At 47.5% G+C, this 21,709-nt stretch carries 2 protein-coding genes; both read left to right on the plus strand.

The annotated features are described in order from the left end of the window. Positions 1–51 precede the first annotated feature (51 nt). On the plus strand, positions 52–20,994 hold the full coding sequence (locus AB4185_RS13485) for a tandem-95 repeat protein (protein WP_372135539.1): 20,943 nt from the start codon (positions 52–54) through the stop codon (positions 20,992–20,994). Between the two features lie 206 nt (positions 20,995–21,200). Beyond that, complete coding sequence (locus AB4185_RS13490) at positions 21,201–21,554, plus strand: hypothetical protein (protein WP_017060510.1); 354 nt, start codon at positions 21,201–21,203, stop codon at positions 21,552–21,554. The last annotated feature ends 155 nt before the right edge of the window (positions 21,555–21,709 follow it).

Consider the following 21,709-nt stretch of genomic DNA (forward strand, 5'->3'; position numbering starts at 1 on the left):
TTTAATGCCTCTATAAATACGATCAGTTAGCTAGTAGCAACGGAGGCTGTAATGGCAGGCGAAAATAACCAAAACAACCAAAATGAAGATCTAAATGACGCGGTAGAACAAACGGACACGAACGACGCGGGTACGCCCTCCCAACAGCAGAATCAACAAAATCAACAAAACACGATTGCGTCGACAATAGCGACGGGTGCTGAAAATGCGGATGCGGCAGACGAAGTTAACCAGGCTTTAGACGAAAATCCGAGTGGTGCAGGTAATGCTGAAGATGCCTCTGCTTCTGGTGCGGCTGTACAAGAAGAGACGCCAGAAAGTGATGGAGATTCAGACGCTGCACAATCCAATGTAGTTGGTGGAGCCGCTTCTGAAGCTGGCTCGGATAACGCTGCTGGCAGTGGTGGCGGTGCTGGAGCGGGCGCACAAGCTGTAGGTGGTGATATCGCAGAGGCTGCGACAGGTGGTGTAGACGCTGAAGGTAATGAAGAACAAGGCCAAGCTGCGCGTACTTCAGCAGCGCCGAGTGCGACATCTTCAGAGTCGGGTGACCAACAAGTTGGTGATGAGCTAGATTCACAAACAGTAGAAGAGACGTTTGCAGTTGATGTTCAAGCTTCTGACGAAGAGACCATTAGCGAAGTAGAGGATGACTTTGATTCTGAAACGTTAAGCGAAACGTTTAAAATCAAAGTGGAAAGTGAAAATGATGCGCCAGAAGCTGAACAAGATCTGGCTTACATCATGGATGAAGATGGCTCCATAACATTCACTCAAGAACAATTACTCGAATACGCAAGTGATGTAGATGGGGACGAGCTTGTTGCTTCTAACGTTCAAGTTGGTGATGATGCAACAGTTCAAGACAATGGTGATGGTACTTTCACCGTTGTTCCTTCAGCTGATTTTAATGGTGAACTTGACCTTACTTTCGACATCAGTGACGGCCAAGAAACGATTAGCAGCGCAATTGATTTAACGGTACGCCCGATTAATGACGCGCCTGTTTCTGAAGATAAAACGTTTGAAATCGAGGAAGACGGAACTCTTGTATTCACCGACGCTGACCTCCTTTCTGGTGCGACAGACATTGAAGGTGACAACCTAACGGTTGAAGGTGTGACCTACGATGGTGGCGACGGTATCCTTACTGACAATGGCAACGGTACGTACACCTTTGCGCCAAATGAAAACTTCAATGGTGACGTAAACTTCGGCTTCGATGTATCAGACGGCACCGATACGGTCTCTGCCAACATCGACGTGAGCGTAACTGCCGTTGATGATGCGCCAGTGTCTGGCGATTTAGCGTACTCAATCGACGAAGATGGTTCTATCCGTCTAAGCCAAGAGCAACTGTTATCACAAGCATCTGATGTTGAAGGCGATGACCTTACTGCTAGCGACCTTACGGTTGGTGGAGATGCGACGGTTGTAGCTAATGATGACGGCAGCTTCACCATCACGCCAGATGAGAACTTCAATGATGACATCGATATCAGCTTCGATATCTCTGATGGCACCAATACGGTTCAAGCTTCTGCAGACCTAACCGTTAACCCAGTAAATGATTTGCCAGTACCTCAAGATCAACAGTTCAGTGTTGAAGAAGATGGAACGCTTATCTTCACCGATGCAGACCTATTAACAGGCGCTACTGACATTGAAGGCGACAACCTAACGGTTGAAGGTGTGACCTACGATGGCGGCGACGGTATCTTGACCGACAACGGCAACGGGACTTACACCTTTGCGCCGAATGAAAACTTCAATGGCGACGTAAACTTCGGTTTTGATGTGTCTGACGGCACCGATACGGTGTCAGCAAACATCGACGTAAGCGTAACTGCCGTAGATGATGCGCCTGTGTCTCGTGACCTAGCGTACTCAATCGACGAAGACGGTTCGATTCGTCTAAGCCAAGAGCAGCTTCTATCGCAAGCTTCTGACGTAGAAGGCGATGACCTAACAGCTAGCAGCCTAACGGTTGACGGTGATGCAACAGTCGTTGCTAATGATGACGGCAGCTTCACGATTACGCCAGATGAGAACTTCAATGGCGACATTGATATCAGCTTCGATATCTCAGATGGTACCAATACCGTTCAAGCATCAGCTGACCTAACCGTTAACCCAGTTAACGACCTGCCAGTACCACAAGATCAACAGTTCAGTGTTGAAGAAGACGGTACGTTAATCTTCACCGATGCAGACCTATTAACAGGCGCTACCGACATTGAAGGTGACAACCTAACGGTTGAAGGTGTGACCTACGATGGTGGCGACGGTATCCTTACTGACAATGGCAACGGTACGTACACCTTTGCGCCAAACGAGAACTTCAATGGTGATGTAAGCTTCGGTTTCGATGTATCTGACGGTACCGATACAGTGTCAGCGAACATCGACGTAAGCGTAACAGCGGTTGATGATGCGCCTGTATCGGGTGACCTAGCGTACTCAATCGACGAAGACGGTTCGATTCGCCTAAGCCAAGAGCAGTTGCTTTCTCAAGCATCTGATGTGGAAGGTGATGACCTTACTGCCAGCAGCCTAACGGTTGGCGGTGATGCAACGGTTGTTGCTAACGACGATGGCAGCTTTACCATCACGCCAGATGAGAACTTCAATGGCGACATCGATATCAGCTTTGATATCTCAGATGGCACTAATACGGTTCAAGCATCGGCTGACCTAACGGTTAACCCAGTAAATGATTTACCAGTTCCTCAAGATCAGCAGTTCAGCGTTGAAGAAGACGGTACACTTATCTTCACCGATGCAGACCTGTTAACAGGCGCTACCGACATCGAAGGTGACAACCTTACTGTTGAAGGTGTGACCTACGATGGTGGCGACGGTATCCTTACTGATAACGGTAACGGCACGTACACCTTTGCTCCAAATGAAAACTTCAATGGCGACGTAAACTTCGGTTTTGATGTATCAGACGGCACCGATACGGTCTCTGCCAACATCGACGTAAGCGTAACTGCCGTTGATGATGCGCCTGTATCGGGTGACCTAGCGTACTCAATCGATGAAGACGGTTCTATCCGTTTAAGCCAAGAGCAATTGCTATCACAAGCATCTGACGTAGAGGGCGATGACCTTACTGCTAGCGGCCTAACGGTTGGTGGAGATGCGACGGTTGTAGCTAACGATGATGGCAGTTTCACCATCACGCCAGATGAGAACTTCAATGGCGACATTGATATCAGCTTCGATATCTCTGATGGCACCAATACCGTTCAAGCATCGGCTGACCTAACGGTTAACCCAGTAAACGACCTACCAGTACCTCAAGATCAACAGTTCAGTATTGCAGAAGACGGTACTTTACAGTTCACAGACGCGGATCTGCTTACAGGCGCGACAGACGTTGAAGGTGATAACCTGACGGTTGAGGGCATCACTTATGAAGGCACTGATGGCGTACTGACTGACTTGGGTGAGGGATCATATAGCTTTGCTCCAAACGAAAACTTCAATGGTGATGTGAGCTTTAGCTTCGATGTGTCAGACGGTACCGATACCGTGTCTGCAAACATTGATGTTAGCGTGACTCCTGAGAACGATCCGCCTGTTGCGGGCTCAACCTCATACATGGTCAATGAAGACAATGCCATCACAATTTCTGATGAACAGTTGCTAGCTAACTCTTCGGATATTGAAGGTGCGGTGTCGGTTGATACTGTGACTTACAGTGGCACTGATGGTGTGTTCCAAGATAACGGCGATGGCAGCTATACCTTCCTTCCTAATGAAAACTTCAGCGGTGATATCAGCCTTGATGTGATTGTTGCAGATGAAGAAGGTGCAATTGATGAAACCACAGCAGGTATTACCGTTCTTGAAGTGAACGATCCACCAGTTGCGGGTCCAACGTCATACACCATTGACGAAGATTCGGTTCTGACGTTCAGTGAATCTCAGATTCTTGTGAATGCTTCGGATATCGAAGGCGATGTAGAACTTGTTGGCATTAACTACGATGGCTCTGACGGTATCTTCACTGTAAATGGTGATGGTACATGCAGCTTTGCACCCAACGAAAACTTCAATGGTCAGGTTCAACTGGGTGTGACCATTCAAGATGAAGATGGCGCAACGGTTGAAACACACATTAACGTTGATGTATTGCCAATCAATGATGCGCCAGTATCGGGCGATTTGGCTTACACCATCAATGAAGATAGCTCCATCACGCTAAGCCAAGAGCAATTGCTAGCAAGAGCAGGTGATATCGATAGCGATAACTTAGAAGCTATCAATCTATCTACTGATGAAAATGCGACCATCCAACACAATGATGATGGCAGCTACACCATCACACCGAACGCAGATTACAACGGTGACCTAGATCTGAACTTCGATATCATCGATAACGATGGTGGTTCAGTTCAAGTTGGCCTAGACATTACCGTGAATCCGGTTAATGACTTGCCACAAGCGCAAGATCAACAGTTCACGATTGAAGAAGACGGTACGTTACTCTTCACCGATGCTGACCTGCTTGCAGGTGCGTCGGATATTGATGGTGATGAACTGTCGATTGAAAACGTACTCTACACAGGTGCAGATGGTGTTCTTAGCGATAATGGCGACGGCACATATAGCTTTACTCCAAACGAGAACTTCAATGGTGATGTTCAATTCTCATTCGATGTCTCTGACGGTACTGATTCAACATCAGCTGTTATTGATGTCAGCGTAACGCCTGAGAATGACCCACCAGTAGCGGGCTCAACATCGTACACAGTTCAAGAAGATGGCCAAATCACGATCAGTGATGAGCAATTATTGGCAAACTCTTCCGATGTAGAAGGTGATGTTTCACTGTCTGGAGTATCGTACTCCGGTGATGACGGCTCTTTTGTTGATAATGGCAATGGTACTTACACCTTTACGCCAAATGAAAACTTCGATGGTGATATTTCACTAGACGTTGTTGTCGTTGACGAAGACGGTGCAACCGCAACCACAACCGCTGGCATCGATGTTATCGCTGTGAATGACGGACCTGAAACTTCGGGCATTCAGGCTGAAGTCGATGAAGATAATTCAATCACCATTACTCAAGAGCAGTTACTCGCTAATGCGACCGATGTTGAAGGTGATGAGTTAACGGCATCTAACCTACAAACCAACGATCCAGATGCGACAATTGTTACTAATGACGATGGTTCATTCACTATTACGCACACAGAAAACTTCAATGGCGAGTTGGACTTCACATACAGCATCAGTGATGGTGAGAATGAAGTTCTGACGACACTCGACTTGACGGTTAACCCTGTCAACGATGCGCCGGAAGCGGGCGATGAAATCTTCATCCAAGCACAAGAAGACCAAACCGTTGGTGTGACACTTCGTGAAGAACCAGCACTACGTTTAGACCAAGCGCCAGAAAACGGCATCATTGAAGCGAATGTGAATGACGAATGGGTGGTACTGGAAGTAGGACAAGAAGTTCCTGCAGATACCGAAGTCCGCTTTGTTCCAAGTGAAGATGCTCTTGCTGAAGGTACACACACCACACAAATCGGTACGTTTGACGATAACGCGAGTGTGGATGATTGGGGTACAGAAGTTGACCCTTATACGCGTGAGTTCTCAGATGGTGACTTAACGGTAACCGTTCAAAGTAACGATGATCCTCTTGGTGCTTGGAATGGTAACACCCACATTGGTCACGGACTTGGTGATACCGACCGCCAAGGCCTGAGTGGTGATGAGAAACTGACTGTTTCGGTTGAAGGTCAAGACATCAATGAAATCAGTTTCCACCTAGATGGTTTGGGTGGTTGGTTCATGGAAGAGTCTCGTCATTTTACAGAAGTCGAAATCAAAGCGTTCAATGAGGATGGCGACTTAATTGACTCGATGACTTACCACAAAGAAGACCGTGGTACTTTCGAGACAGATTACACGCTAACGGTTGATCAACCAGTGTCTTACTTTGAGCTTGGTACCGTGCAAGGTAATGGTACTTACGTCGTTCAAAACATGACAGTGTCACAAACTTGTCATGATGAAGCTGTGTTTACATCGATTGGTGTAGATGGCTCAGAGATTACTGAAACGGTTGAGTTGAATATCCATGCGGGTGACAACGAAATCGAGTTAACGGCTGATCTTCCGAATATTACTGTCGATACCGATGGTTCTGCCCAGTTTGCTTCGGTTGTAATTACCGAAGAGCAACTACTGGCGCAAGCATCTGATATTGATGGCGACGACCTTGATATTGAAAATCTCGAGCTAGTGGGTGAAAACTCAGAGCATGCAACACTCACCGATAATGGTGATGGTACTTGGACGGTAACACCGGATGAAAACTTCCATGGTGAAATCGAACTCGGTTACCAAGTTACCGATGGTGAGCTGACAGACAGCAACATCATTAATATCAACTTCGAATCGGTGAATGATGCGCCAATCGTTTCTGGTCCGATTGTTCTATCGACAGATGAAGATGAAGGTATCACGTTCAGTGCAGATGACTTACTAGCGAACACCACTGATGTGGAAGGCGATACGCTGTCTATTTCTGACATCACTTACGGTGGTGATAACGGTGACTTGGTCGACAACGGCGATGGTACGTTTACCTTCATGCCGAATGAAAACTTCAATGGTGAAATCGACATCGACTACAAGGTGTTTGATGGTACTGATGAAGTTGCAACGCACCTAGACCTAACGGTTGTACCGGTCAATGATGTGCCAGTTCCTGGTGAACCATTGCACACCCAAATGCTTGAAAACGGTTCCATGATCATCGAAGCGAAAGACCTATTGTCTGGTGCTACCGATGTTGATGGCGACATTCTTCATGTCGAAAACCTATTACTTGCAGACCAAACGCAAGGTACGTTAACGGATAACGGTGATAATACCTTTACCTTCGAACCTGCAGAGGACTTCTACGGTGAAGTGAATCTGACTTTCGATATCAGTGATGGCCAAGCAAGCGCACCAAGCACAGCAAGAGTTGACGTTGAAATTGTCAATGAAGGCCCAGAGGTGAGTGGTCCAATTGAAGCCGCTGTTGATGAAGACGGTTCAATCACTATCACTCAAGAGGATCTGTTAGCGAATGCAACCGATGTAGATGGCGATAACCTTGAAGCGGTTAACTTTGCGACCAACGATCCAAATGCGGTTGTTGTAGAAAACCCAGATGGTAGCTTCACGATTACACCAAGTGCAGATTTCTTTGGTGAGATTGAATTTACTTACGATGTCACTGACGCGATCGAAACTGTTGCGGCTGACCTCAACCTAACCGTCAATCCAATCAATGATGCGCCAGACGTGCCTGACATGTCTTTCACTACGGAAGATGGTCAAGCGATTACTATTACCGAAGCTGAGTTACTGGCACAAGCGACAGACGTTGAAGGTGATGAACTGTCAGTTGTGAATGTGACGAGTGCAAGCGACACGGTAGAAGTCACAGACAATGGCGACGGAACATACACATTAACACCAGAGCAGGGCTTCTTCGGTAATGTTGACCTAGCGTTTGATGTGAGCGATGGCACGGATGTGGTTGCCGCAAACATCGACCTAAAAGTTGAGTTCGTCAATGATGCGCCAGAAGCGACGCCAATGGTGGCTGATGTCGACGAAGATGGTTCAATCCTCGTTACACAAGAAATGCTACTGGAGAACGCGAGCGACCAAGATGGCGATGAGCTATTTGCTTCTTCGCTTGAAACCAACGATCCGAATGCAAGCATTGTCGACAACGGTGATGGCACGTACACAGTGACACCTTCTGAAAACTTCAACGGTGATATTGCATTCACTTATGAGGTGAGCGACGGTGAGCTGAGCACGTCTAATGATATGACATTGACCGTTAATCCGGTGAATGACATTCCAATTGTTGCTCCAGGCATGTATCACATTGAAGAGGATGGCAGCATCCTGTTCACTCAAGAAGATCTATTGAGTGCTGCAATTGATATTGATGGCGACGACCTAAGCGTTACCAGCATCAATTACTCTGGTGATGAAGGCACAGTAACCGACAACGGCGATGGCACGTTCAGCTTCGTTCCTGAAGAGCACTTCAGTGGTGATCTGCAGTTCAGCTTTACTGTGACAGACGGTACGGATGAAGTTGAACAAGACATTAATGTTCACATTGAAGCAGTTGCTGATGCGCCTGACTTAGTTATCACGGATGGTGATGGTGTTAACGTCGACGACCAGGCGATTTTGGTTGAGCCAGGCGGTATTGTTGAACTGAACATTGCTGCGGCACTTGTCGACCAAGACTTGTCTGAAACACTCACTGTTACAGTAGATGGTGTGCCAGAAGGTTCGGTTATTCAATACGATAACGAAGGCGTTCTGAATGACCAAGAGAACGGTATCACCAGTTACAACGACACTGAAATCATAGTAACGTTTGAAGGTGAGACGGCTGGCTACCAAAACGCTGCGGGTTACTACAAAGTAGACGAAGACGGCAACATCACAGGTGTTGAAGTTGTTTACGAAAACGCATCACAAGTTGGTGGTGGCGGCGACCTTGTTCCAGGGCAAGATCAATTCAGCTTCCAAGTCGAGGAAGGTGAGAGCTTTAACCTGTTCTTAATTCCAAACGGACATCAGCACAACGACTTTGATGCGATGCAAGACGGTCAGTACGAGTTCCGTGCTGAGGATGGTTCGCCTGCGAACATGGATACGGTTGATCCTCAACTTGTCTTTGTGGCTGCTGATGGAACCGAGACAGTGATTCAAGGCCAGAATGGTGACGCGATCTTCCATGGTGGTTCAAGCTCTCAGCTAAACCAAGATGGTATCGAACATACTCGTACTATGGTTAATGAAGACGGCGAGCTGGTTTACGGATTTGAAGATTTGTATGGCGGCGGTGATGCCGACTATTCAGACTTCAACTTCACAATCGATGTGGGTGAAGTGAACAGCCAAATCTACAGCGGTGAAGTGACGGTTGGCCCTGATGGTACGGTGAACTTACCAACAACGGCTATCGAAAATGCGCTACAGATCCAGTTACCAGAAGACTTCAACGAACAGCTTGAAGTTCATGTAACTGCAACCGCAACAGAGCTATCGAATGATGATTCTGAAACGGTCTCTCAAACCATCTACATTAACGCGACAGGCGCGCACATTGAGCACGCACCTGAAGCGCTGCCTGTTGCAGCAACAGTAGAAGAAGATGGTTCTATCACCATTACGCAAGAAGACTTGTTAGCTAATGCTCGTGATCTCGATGGCGACCAGCTGACGGCTTTGAATTTAGCGACCGATGATGAGAGCGTTACGATTACCGATAACGGTGATGGTACGTACACATTAACGCCAGATGCTGACTTCAATGGCGATGTTAACTTTACGTTTGATGTGTCTGATGGTGATGATGTTGTCTCTACCAACCTAGAGCTAACGGTTTCACCAGTGAACGATGGTCCAGAAGCACAAGACCAGACATTCACAGTCGGCGAAGATGGCGTGTTAACCTTCAATGACCAAGACCTATTAACAGGTGCAACGGACATTGAAGGGGACGACCTAAGTGTTGAAGGTGTAACTTACACTGGCGCAGATGGTGTCCTAACCGACAATGGCGATGGCACATACAGCTTCGCGCCAAACGAAAACTTCAATGGCGATGTGAACTTCTCGTTCAATGTATCAGATGGTACCGATACGGTAACCGCTAACATTGATGTGAGCGTGACGCCAGAGAATGACCCTCCGGTTGCGGGTAGTACGTCTTACACGGTTCATGAAGACAACTCTATTACAATCAGTAACGAACAACTGCTAGCGAACTCTTCGGATATCGAAGGCGAAGTCGCAATTGATAACGTGACTTACAGTGGTAGCGACGGTGTTCTGGAAATCAACGGTGACGGTACATACACCTTCTCGCCAAACGAGAACTTTAATGGCGAAGTTAGCCTAGATGTTGTCGTGACGGATGAAGATGGCGCGACCGAAGCAACAACTGCGGGTATTACTGTCCTTGAGGTGAACGATCCGCCAGTTGCTGGCCCAACGTCATACACCATCGATGAAGATTCAGTACTGACTTTCAATGAGTCTCAAGTTCTGCTGAACGCTTCTGATATTGAAGGTGATGTTGAGCTTGTTGAGATCAACTACGATGGCCCAGACGGTATCTTCTCAATCAATGGTGACGGTACATGTAGCTTCGCTCCGAATGAAAACTTCAACGGCCAAGTGCAGTTGGATGTGACCATTCAAGATGAAGACGGCGCTCAAGTTGATACGTTTATTACGGTTGATGTATTACCAATCAACGACGTACCAGTATCAGGCGACCTGGCATACAGTGTTGAGGAAGACGGTTCGATTACCTTGAGCCAAGAGCAGCTTCTTTCTCAAGCAAGCGATGTAGATGGCGACGACCTTACTGCTTCTAACTTGATTGTTGATGGAGACGCGACGGTTGTTGCTAACGATGACGGCAGCTTTACCATTACGCCAGATGCGAACTTCAATGGTGACATTGACCTAACGTTCGACATTAGCGACGGTACAGATACGCTTGTTGCGACGGCTGACCTAACCGTCAATCCAGTTAATGACCTTCCACAACCACAAGACCAAACGTTCAGTATTGGCGAAGATGGCGTCTTGAACTTCACTGACGAAGACTTGCTGACAGGGGCGACCGACATTGATGGGGATGACCTATCGGTTGAAGGCGTTACTTACACAGGTGCGGACGGTGTTCTTACTGATAATGGCGACGGAAGCTACAGCTTTGCGCCAAACGAGAACTTCAATGGTGATGTGAACTTCAGTTTTGATGTGTCAGATGGCACAGATACGGTTCAAGCCAACATTGATGTCAGCGTGACACCAGAGAATGATCCACCGGTTGCAGGTAGCACGTCTTACACCGTTCATGAAGACAACTCAATTACCATCAGCGACGAACAGTTACTTGCTAACTCTTCGGACATTGAAGGTGATGTGGCAGTCGATAGCGTGACTTACACTGGCGCTAATGGTGTCTTTGAAGACAATGGTGACGGTACTTACACCTTCTCGCCAAACGAAAACTTCAACGGCGAAGTTAGCCTTGATGTTGTCGTTACCGATGAAGAGGGCGCAACTGAAGTGACCACCGCGGGTATTACTGTACTTGAGGTGAACGATCCACCAATCGCAGGCTCAACGAGCTACTCAGTCAACGAGGACGAAGTTATCACCATCAGTTCAGAGCAACTGTTGGCGAACGCTTCTGATATCGAAGGTGAAGTGGCGATTGATAGCGTTAACTACACAGGCTCAGACGGTATATTTACCGACAATGGTGACGGAACATTCAGCTTCGCACCAAACGCTAACTTCGATGGCGATGTAACCCTTGATGTTGTCGTTACTGATGAAGAAGGCGCAACCGTAGCAACCAACGCAAGCATTGATGTTCTGCCTGTTAATGATGCTCCAGTATCGGGTGACTTGGCGTACAGCGTGGACGAAGATGGTTCAATTACCTTGAGCCAAGAGCAATTACTTGCTCAAGCGAGTGATGTTGATGGCGATGACTTAACAGCGGCTAACCTAACCGTTGGTGGTGATGCGACAGTTACAGCAAACGATGATGGTAGTTTCACTATCACGCCAGATGCTAACTTCAATGGCGACATTGATTTGAACTTCGACATTACCGATGGCGATGCGACGCTTCAAGCAACGGCTGACCTAACGGTTAACCCAGTTAATGACCTGCCAACAGTCGGTGAGCCACAATTTGTGACTCAAGAAGACACCAGCTTTACCTTCACAGAAGAACAACTGCTGCAAAATGCGGGCGACATTGATGGCGATAACTTATCGGTTGAAAATGTGGCTTCAGATAGCGGTACTTTGGTAGATAACGGCGACGGCACTTACACATTCGCACCGAATGAAAACTTCGACGGTAATGTGAATGTGACGTTCGACGTGAATGACGGTACCGCGACAGTACCAGCAGAAGCGACAATTGATGTTCAATCTGTGGTTGATATGCCAGAGCTGTCGATTGCTTCTGACCTAGTGATTGCTTCAGACAACTTCGAGTCTGGCTCAAACGGTTGGAATACAGGCACAGAAAGCTCTCAAGGCTTCGAATCAGGTGACATGCTAGGTCGTATTGGTGGCACTGGTGGCGATGAAGCTGTCAGCAAAACTTACGACATTCCAAGTGATGTGAGCGAAGTTAATATCTCGTTCAGTTTCTACGAAATTGATTCTTGGGATGGTGAGTCATTCCAAATCTTTGTCGGCGGCGAAGAGCTTACTTCGTTAGATAACTCGGCGTTCCAAACTCAAGATGGCACGACAACGTTGTACGATTCAGCGGGCAATGAAGTCGGTGAAGTTGTTCACGGCGTGTCGCAAGGTGAAGGCTTCAGTGGTTGGAACGACCAAGCACATCAAATCAACCTAACGGTACCAGTAGAAGACGGCCAACTTGAACTTGGCTTCGGTTCAACCCTGAATCAAAGCGTCGATGACGAGGCGTTTGGTATCGACAACATCGAAATCACAGTGTCTGACGCGGATTACCAAATCATTGGTACTGAAGACACACCTGTACCACTTGATATTGATGCAGCTCTAACAGATACCGATGGCTCAGAAAACCTTGCTATCTTGATTGAAGACGTGCCAGAAGGCAGCTCGCTTTCTGCAGGTACCGATAACGGTGATGGCACTTGGTCATTGCAACCAGGCGAGCTAGAAGGGCTAGAGTTTATCCCTTCAGGTGACTTCAATGGTGATGTGGTTCTAACTGTGAATGCAACATCAACAGATGTTGATACCGGTACAACCGCAACAGCTACGCAAGACGTGACGATTCACATCTCACCTGCGAACGATGCTCCAGAAGTTGACGGTGATATTAGTGCCGTTACAGCCGAAGATAACAGCATCACGCTAACTCAAGAGCAGTTGCTAGAGCACGCTGTCGACATTGATGGTGATGACCTATCAGCAATCAACCTAACCACCAATGATGAAAATGCGACCGTTCAAATGAACGACGATGGCAGTTTCACCATTACACCGAGTGAAAACTTCAACGGTAATATCGAATTTAGTTACGATGTCACCGATGGAGAGGACATGGTCGCTGCTGGCCTAGACTTGACGGTAACACCTGTCAATGATGCGCCAGAGCCACAAGACCAAGCATTCACTATTGGTGAAGATGGGGTTCTTAACTTCACTGACGCTGACCTGTTAACGGGTGCGACGGATGTTGAAGGTGATGACCTAACAGTCGAAGGTGTGACATACACTGGTGCTGATGGTGTGCTTACCGACAATGGTGACGGAAGCTACAGCTTTGCGCCAAACGAGAACTTCAATGGTGATGTGAACTTCAGCTTTGATGTGTCAGATGGCACGGATACGGTTCAAGCCAACATTGATGTGAGCGTGACGCCTGAGAACGATCCACCAGTGGCGGGTAGCTCGTCTTACACTGTGCATGAAGACAACTCAATCACGATCAGTAACGAACAGCTATTAGCCAACTCTTCAGATATTGAAGGTGAGGTTGCGATTGATAGCGTGACTTACACTGGCAGTGATGGTGTGTTCGAAGACAACGGTGACGGCACTTACACCTTCTCTCCAAACGAGAACTTCAATGGAGATGTGAGTTTAGCGGTTGTTGTTACCGATGAAGAAGGGGCAACAGAAGCGACTACCGCGGGAATCACTGTACTTGAGGTGAACGATCCGCCAATCGCAGGCTCAACCAGTTACTCAGTCAACGAAGATGAAGTTATCACCATCAGTGCAGAGCAACTGTTGGCGAACTCTTCTGATATTGAAGGTGAAGTGGCGATTGATAGTGTTACTTACACAGGCGCTGACGGTATCTTTACTGACAACGGCAACGGCACATTCAGCTTTGCACCGAACGCAAACTTCGATGGCGATGTTAGCCTCGATGTAGTGGTGACAGATGAAGACGGTGCGACAGTAGCCACCAGCGCAAGTATTGATGTTCTTCCAATTAATGATCCACCAGTATCGGGTGATTTGGCATACAGCATTGATGAAGATGGTTCGATTACTCTGACTCAAGAGCAGTTGCTGTCTCAAGCATCTGATGTGGATGGCGATGATCTGACCGCAAGCAACTTAAGCGCAGGCGATAATGCAACCGTTGTTGATAATGGCGATGGCACCTTTACGGTAACGCCAGATGCGAACTTCAATGGCGATATCGACCTAAGCTTTGATATTTCGGACGGCACCGAGTCGATTGTGGCGAACGCCGATCTGACGGTAAACCCAGTCAACGACTTGCCAACGACATCTGATGTTTATGCGAACGTTGATGAAGATAATGTCATCACTATCACGCAGGAGCAGTTACTTGCGAATGCCGCTGATATTGAGGGCGATGACCTTGTCGCTTCCGACTTAACCTTAGTGGGCGACGATGCAACGATTGTCGACAATGGCGATGGCACGTTCTCAATCACTCCAAGCGAAAACTTCAATGGCTACATCGATGTTGCCTACAGCATCAGCGATGGCGACACACCAATTGCCGCTAACTTAGGCTTAACCGTTGACCCAGTTAACGACGCGCCAATTGTTTCTGCTGATGTGGCGATAACCATTGAAGAAGACGGTTCATACACCATTACTCAAGAAGAGCTCCTACAATTCGCGACTGACATCGAAGACGATGACATGACCGCAATTATCGGAGAGCAGGGCGATGAAACAACCGTAACCGGTACAGTGTTGGATGCTGAAACTGGCAATCCAATCGCAGGTGCGGATGTTACGCTAACCGACAACGCAGGTCATTCTTACACAGCGGTGACCGATCAATCTGGTAACTACTCTGTGAGCGGTCCAGTTGTTGACCAAGGTGCCGTTACGATTGAACAAGAAGGCTCAATTACTAGCAGCTTCCTAGTTCCAGCAGGCGAAGATACCAATGGTGGCGTGACTGCAATATCTGAAGTCCTTGAAGAAACAGATATGCGTATCGTGGTCACATGGGGTGACAGTCCACGTGATATGGACAACCACCTATGGCTCTACGATACAGAGAATGGCAGTGAGCTAGACCATATTTACTATCGCGACATGAGCCATGATTTGGGTGAAGGTAATGTCGTTCAGCAAGATGTAGATGACACGAATGGCGGTGGTCCTGAAACCATCACTATTCCAAATTATCAAGATGCTGACATGCACTATTCAGTACACAACTACACCAGCAGAAGTTGGGATGTAGATGGTGTTGAAGATGTACAGGTTCAGGTATTTGTTGGCGATACATTGGTTGAAACCTTTAGCCCTGATTTATCTGAAAGCCCATCGGGTGACCACTGGCATGTATTTGATATCGTGAACGGCGTTATTGTTCCAAGCCAAGATGTAGGCAGCGAGAATGCGTTTGATTTACCAACGGCAGAAGAAGCGCTCGCGAATGAAAACGGCATTGATATCTCTGAATTGCTAACCGGCGAGGAAGGTGATGATTCTGGTGAAACGGGTGGTAACGAACCAAGTGTTGGAGATGTTTCCATTGAGAACGCTCTTATCACTGACAATGGTGATGGTACTTACACCATTACACCGGAAGAGAACTTCAATGGTGAATTCTCGATTAGCTACAACGTAGACGATGGCAACGGTGGGGTTACTCCAGCGGAACTAGACGTGACCGTAACAGCAGTTAACGACCTTTCTGTAATTTACGACCACGACTACACCATTAATGAAGATGGTTCGCTGACCTTTACCGATGAACAGCTATTGGCTGGTGCAACGGATATTGATGGCGATGACCTTTCTGTCGAGTCGGTTAACTACGAAGGTACAGACGGTGTGTTCACGGATAACGGCGACGGTACTTATACCTTTGCTCCAAACGAGAACTTCAATGGTAATGTCGACCTAACTTACGATGTGAGTGATGGTACAGATGTTGTATCGGCGAATATTGATGTTCAAGTGGTTCCAATCAACGACGTACCGGTAGCGGGTTCTACGACTTACAGTGTTGAAGAAGACGGCAGTATCACCCTAAGCGATGCACAACTTCTAGCGAATAGCTCGGATGTTGAAGGGGAAGTGTTTGTCAGCGATGTAAGCTACAGCGGCACTGATGGTGTATTCACTGATAATGGTGATGGTACTTACACCTTTGCTCCAAACGAAAACTTTAACGGTGACATCAGTCTTGATGTCTCTGTTATGGATGAAGATGGCGCAACCGCTGAAACAACCGCAGGTATCGACGTCATTGCCGTTAATGACTTGCCAGTTGCAGGTTCAACGACCTACAGCGTTGACGAAGATAACGTGATTACCATCTCTGAAGCACAGCTTCTTGCGAACAGCTCAGACATTGAAGGTGATGTATCCGTTAGCGACGTTTCCTACTCAGGCGCAGACGGTATCTTTACTGACAATGGTGATGGTACTTACAGCTTCGCACCAAATGAAAACTTCAACGGCAATGTCAGCCTAGATGTCACCGTTGCTGATGAAGAGGGTGCAACGGCTGAAACCACTGCGGGTATTGAAGTTATCGCGGTTAACGACGCGCCAGTGTCAGGTGACTTGGCTTACTCAGTGGATGAAGATGGTTCAATCACACTAAGCCAAGAGCAGCTGCTTGCTCAAGCATCGGATGTGGACGGCGATGATCTTACCGCTGCCAACCTAACCGCCGGTGATAACGCGACCGTTACGGCAAACGATGATGGTTCATTTACCATTACCCCGGATGCTGACTTTAATGGCGATATTGACCTAAGCTTCGACCTTTCTGATGGTACTGAAACGGTTGTTGCAACGGCTGACCTTACTGTGAATCCAGTGAATGACATCGCAGTTGTAGAAGATGTCGCTTACACCATTGAAGAAGACGGTTCGCTTACCTTTACGGACGAGCAACTGCTAGCAGGTGCTTCTGATATTGATGGTGATGAGCTTTCAGTCGCCGACGTGTCTTACACTGGCGCAGAGGGTGTGTTTACCGACAATGGCGATGGAACCTACACCTTTGCACCGAACGAGAACTTCAACGGTGACGTAAGCCTAGACTTCTCAGTATCTGACGGTACAGAGACGGTCGATGCTAACATCGACGTAACGGTAACAGACGTTAACGATGCACCAGTGGCAGGCGCAACGTCTTACCAAATGAACGAAGATGGCACCATCACATTGAGCCCTGAGCAGTTGATTGCTAATAGCTCCGATGTGGACGGTGAAGTGTCGCTTGATAGCGTGAGCTACTCAGGTGCAGACGGTATCTTGGTTCAAAATGAAGATGGGTCGGTAACGTTCGCACCAAACGAAAACTTTAACGGCGACATCAACCTTGATGTGACGGTTATTGATGACGACGGTGCAACGGCTCAGACTACCGCTGGTATTGAAGTTATTGCAGTTAACGACGCACCAGTGGCCGGAAACGTGGCTTACTCGGTTGATGAAGACGGTTCAATTACGCTATCTCAAGAGCAGTTGCTGGCTAACGCATCCGATGTTGATGGTGATGCACTAACCGCAAGCAACCTATCTGCAGGTGACAATGCGACCGTAACAGCGAACGAAGATGGTTCATTTACTATCACTCCGGATGCTGATTTCAACGGTGACATTGATTTGAGCTTCGATGTGTCAGATGGCCTTGAAACTGTTCAAGCTGGAGTCGACCTAACGGTTAACCCATCCAATGACCTACCAACAGCAGAAGACCAAAACTTTACTGTTGAGGAAGATGGAACGCTAATCTTCACGGATGCAGACCTACTAGCAGGTGCTGCAGACATTGACGGCGATGACTTGTCTATCGTTGACGTGTCTTACACGGGCGCAGAAGGTGTGTTCACTGATAACGGTGACGGCACTTATAGCTTTGCTCCGAACGAGAACTTCAATGGCGATGTCAACCTAGGCTTCACAGTGACTGATGGCACTGAGACAGTCGATGCCAATATTGGTGTGACGGTAACGGATGTTAACGATGCGCCGGTAGCGGGTTCTACGTCTTACCAAATGAACGAAGATGGCACCATCACAATCAGCCCTGAGCAGTTAATTGCTAATAGCTCTGACGTTGATGGTGAAGTGTCACTTGAAAGCGTGACTTACTCAGGCTCTGACGGCACCTTGGTTCAAAACGATAATGGGTCTGTGACCTTCACGCCAAACGAGAACTTTAATGGTGATATCAGCCTAGATGTGGTCGTGACCGATGATGACGGTGCAACGGCAACAACAACGGCAGGTATCGAAGTTCTGGCTGTGAACGATGGACCTGAATCTGAGGATGTGAAACTAACCACAGCCGAAGACAGCACCATTCTTATCACACAAGACATGTTGTTAGCTCAAGCTACCGACATCGATAACACCGCAGACGAGCTGTCGGCTTCTGGTCTACAAATCGACCCTAGCTTGGGTGAGTTGCTAGATAACGAAGATGGTACTTGGTCATTTACACCAAACGAAAACTTCAATGGCGATGTGCCAATGACGTTTAATGTTAGCGATGGCCAAGAGACAATTTCAGTCGACGGCAACATCGATGTTACGCCAGTGAATGATGCACCTGAAGCGCCAATGATTGAGATGCAAGGCGAAGAAGATGTGGTCATGGTGATTGACCCGGCTTACATCGCGGATCAAGTGACAGACCTTGATGGCGACGAGATCAGCATTGAGAGCATCACAGTTCGAGCTCCAGCGAACGCGACCTTAACTCAGCAACCAGACGGCATGTATCACTTAGTGACTACTCAAGACTTTAATGGCTTAGTGGAACTGGGTTATCAAGCTACTGACGGTGAAGAAGTGGTTGATGGCTCGCTGAATGTGGATGTCATTCCGGTTAACGACGCACCATTCAATGTCGGCAACGCAATGATGACCACAGACGAAGATGGCGCGTTCACCTTCGATGCTGGCGACTTGATGAACTTGTTCGGTGACATTGATACCGCTGACCTTGTTGTTTCTCGCATTATCACTGCAGACGGTGAAGATGGCGGAGAAGTAACAGACAACGGTGATGGTACTTGGACATTCACACCAACAGGCGACTTTGCGGGTGTTTCTGACCTACAAGTTGTCGTGAGTGACGGTGAGTTCGAAACTGTTCTCGATGTTCCCGTGTACGTACGTCCTGTCGCAGATGGCGCGGTTATTTCAACTGACCATGACGGTCCATTGGTGTTCGGTGAGGATGAAACCGGTCACTTAGGACTGAATGTTGGCCTAGTCGATGACTCAGAGACACTGAGTAACCTAGTGATGACAGGTTTCCCTGTTGGATTCGAGGTAACAGATGGTGTGAATACCGTGATGATCACCGAGCCGGGTCAATACATCGACCTGTTCGACTGGGATATCTCAAACATTCAAATGACGCCTCCTGAAGACTTCCATGGTGAGTTCTTCGTAACCGTAAGTGCAACAACGGTTGATTACGGAGATGAACCGGAAGCGTTTGATGATGGTATCGATTCAGGTGATTTCGAAACTGTAGCGGGTGATTCCATCATCCTAACAGCGGACGACCTAATCGGATTGGCTGAGAATGTGGATGCAGACAGCGATGATGAAGTGAAACTGGTTCATCTTGCTGACCGCAGCCAAGGTGAGATTGTCGATAATGGCGATGGCACTTGGACGTTCACACCAGCACCAGGCTTCACGGGCGAAGCAGACATTGCGTACGTAGTTGATAAAGATGGCGTGCTTCATGATGAGCAAACTGGCGTAGTCGTGAAAGAAGGTGACTCGCAAGGGAATGCAGCACCAGAAGTTAACAGCATCACAACGACGGAAATCGCAGCGGATGCCACCTTGTCGTTCACTGATGAAGACATGTTAGCGAATCTGAGCGATGCAGAAGGCGACAGCTTGAGCATTGAGTCAGTAAGCTTGATGGAAGGTCAGGGCGTAATTGAGAGCGATAACCAAGGTAACTATCAATTCACTCCTGCTGAAGACTACACCGGCGATGTTCAAGTTGGGTTTATAGCGACCGATGGCGAAAATCGCATCGAAAGCTTCTTCAATGTGGATATCCAAAGTGGCGATGAAGCAGCGGCGAGCGAAGGTTATACCTTAGCTGATGATGGTTCACTAACTATCACGGATGCACAGCTGGTGGATGAGTTAGGCGTCAGTGATTCTGCACAAGTTGTTGATGTTGCAGACGCGAACGATGCTGGCTTCTTTGCCGAATCAGGTGAAGGTGAGTGGACTTACTGGCCGAACGAAGACTTCGATGGCAATTTAGCGATGAATGTTGAAGTTAACGACGGCGGTGAAGTATCAAGTCACAGCTTAAGCATCCAAGTTGAAGATGATTCAGTACAAAGTGATGAACCACAAGTCCAAGCTGCTCAAGCAACAGAAGAGCAACAAGTGGAAGTGGCTCAACAAGCTGATGACCAAGCTCAAGATGCTGAAGCTGAAGGCAGCACAGCAGATGTAACCGCGGCACCGGGCGATACCATCTCTATCTCGATTCCAGATGAGGTGAGTGGTAACGAATCGGTTGATTACGCTGATATGTCTGGCTTACCTGAGGGCGCTACTGTGAACAACGCACTGGATAACGGTGATGGTAGCTTCACAATCAGTGGCAACCTAGAGCAGCCTGTATCCGTTGAACTTCCAGAAGGTTATGAAGGTACTAGCGAGATCCAATTCCAAGGTTACGACGAATTGGGTAGTTCAATAGACGGTGCTAGCGGTTCTGTTGAGGTTGAGGTCGATGATCAATACACCATGCAAGGTTCTACTCAAGAGCAGCAACCAGACATGGCGGGTATGGAATCTGGAGGCAGCGACTGGACAAGTTCAGGTGGTCAAGATCAAGGTGTTGACTTCACGGATGACTCTGGAAGCTTTGATTCAGATTCTCAAACTGGAACCGATCAAGGCAACGACTTCGACCAAAGCTCGATTTAATCGAGAGGGCTTGGTTTTAGTCTGAACCGACATTTAGTCTAAACCGACAAGTAGATAGGGCAGCGTAAAGTTGCCCTCATTAAAGCCATGTAGAGTTATTGATACATGGCTTTTTTTTATTTATTTTTTTGTTTCGCTAAATAAACTTGAGAACAGGTAAATATGTCCTTAATTATTAGAAGGGTCCGTTAGACAGGAGGGACGACATGTATCGTTATGTCAGTTCACCGCAAGCGTCGAAGTACATAGTGCCACCGCCTCAACATCGAGAGTTGTCGAGTGTGGATGTGCCTGAGTCTGAATTAGAGATGCGAGAAATATTGAATAATTGGTTTGCTGATGGTTTAGCGCCCATTATTGAAAGTGACGATGACTACATCTCTGCGAGCGATCACGTTCGATTTGAAAAGCTTAGCCGCACCGTTGGGATGTTGTTGAGAAACAAAGATTATTATTTTGCGGCTAAACGGATTTTATCAGTGTGGGAACAAGATTGTCTTGAAACCACTTATATCAATTATCTCATTTTGCGCAGTGAGCGAGTCACTTCTTTAAGGTAAGTTAATGATGTGGCATTTGTCATTTTTCATTAGGCATTAGGCATTAGGGATTAGCGACTTAGGGTTCGTGTGCTTACGATCTTTTTATTTTTCTAACGAATCAGCAAACAAAAAGGGCAAGCTTGGAGGCTCACCCTAAAGGTCTTTGTTTTGGC

This window comes from Vibrio sp. 10N.286.48.F5 (assembly GCF_041469785.1).
GTDB lineage: Bacteria > Pseudomonadota > Gammaproteobacteria > Enterobacterales > Vibrionaceae > Vibrio > Vibrio crassostreae_C.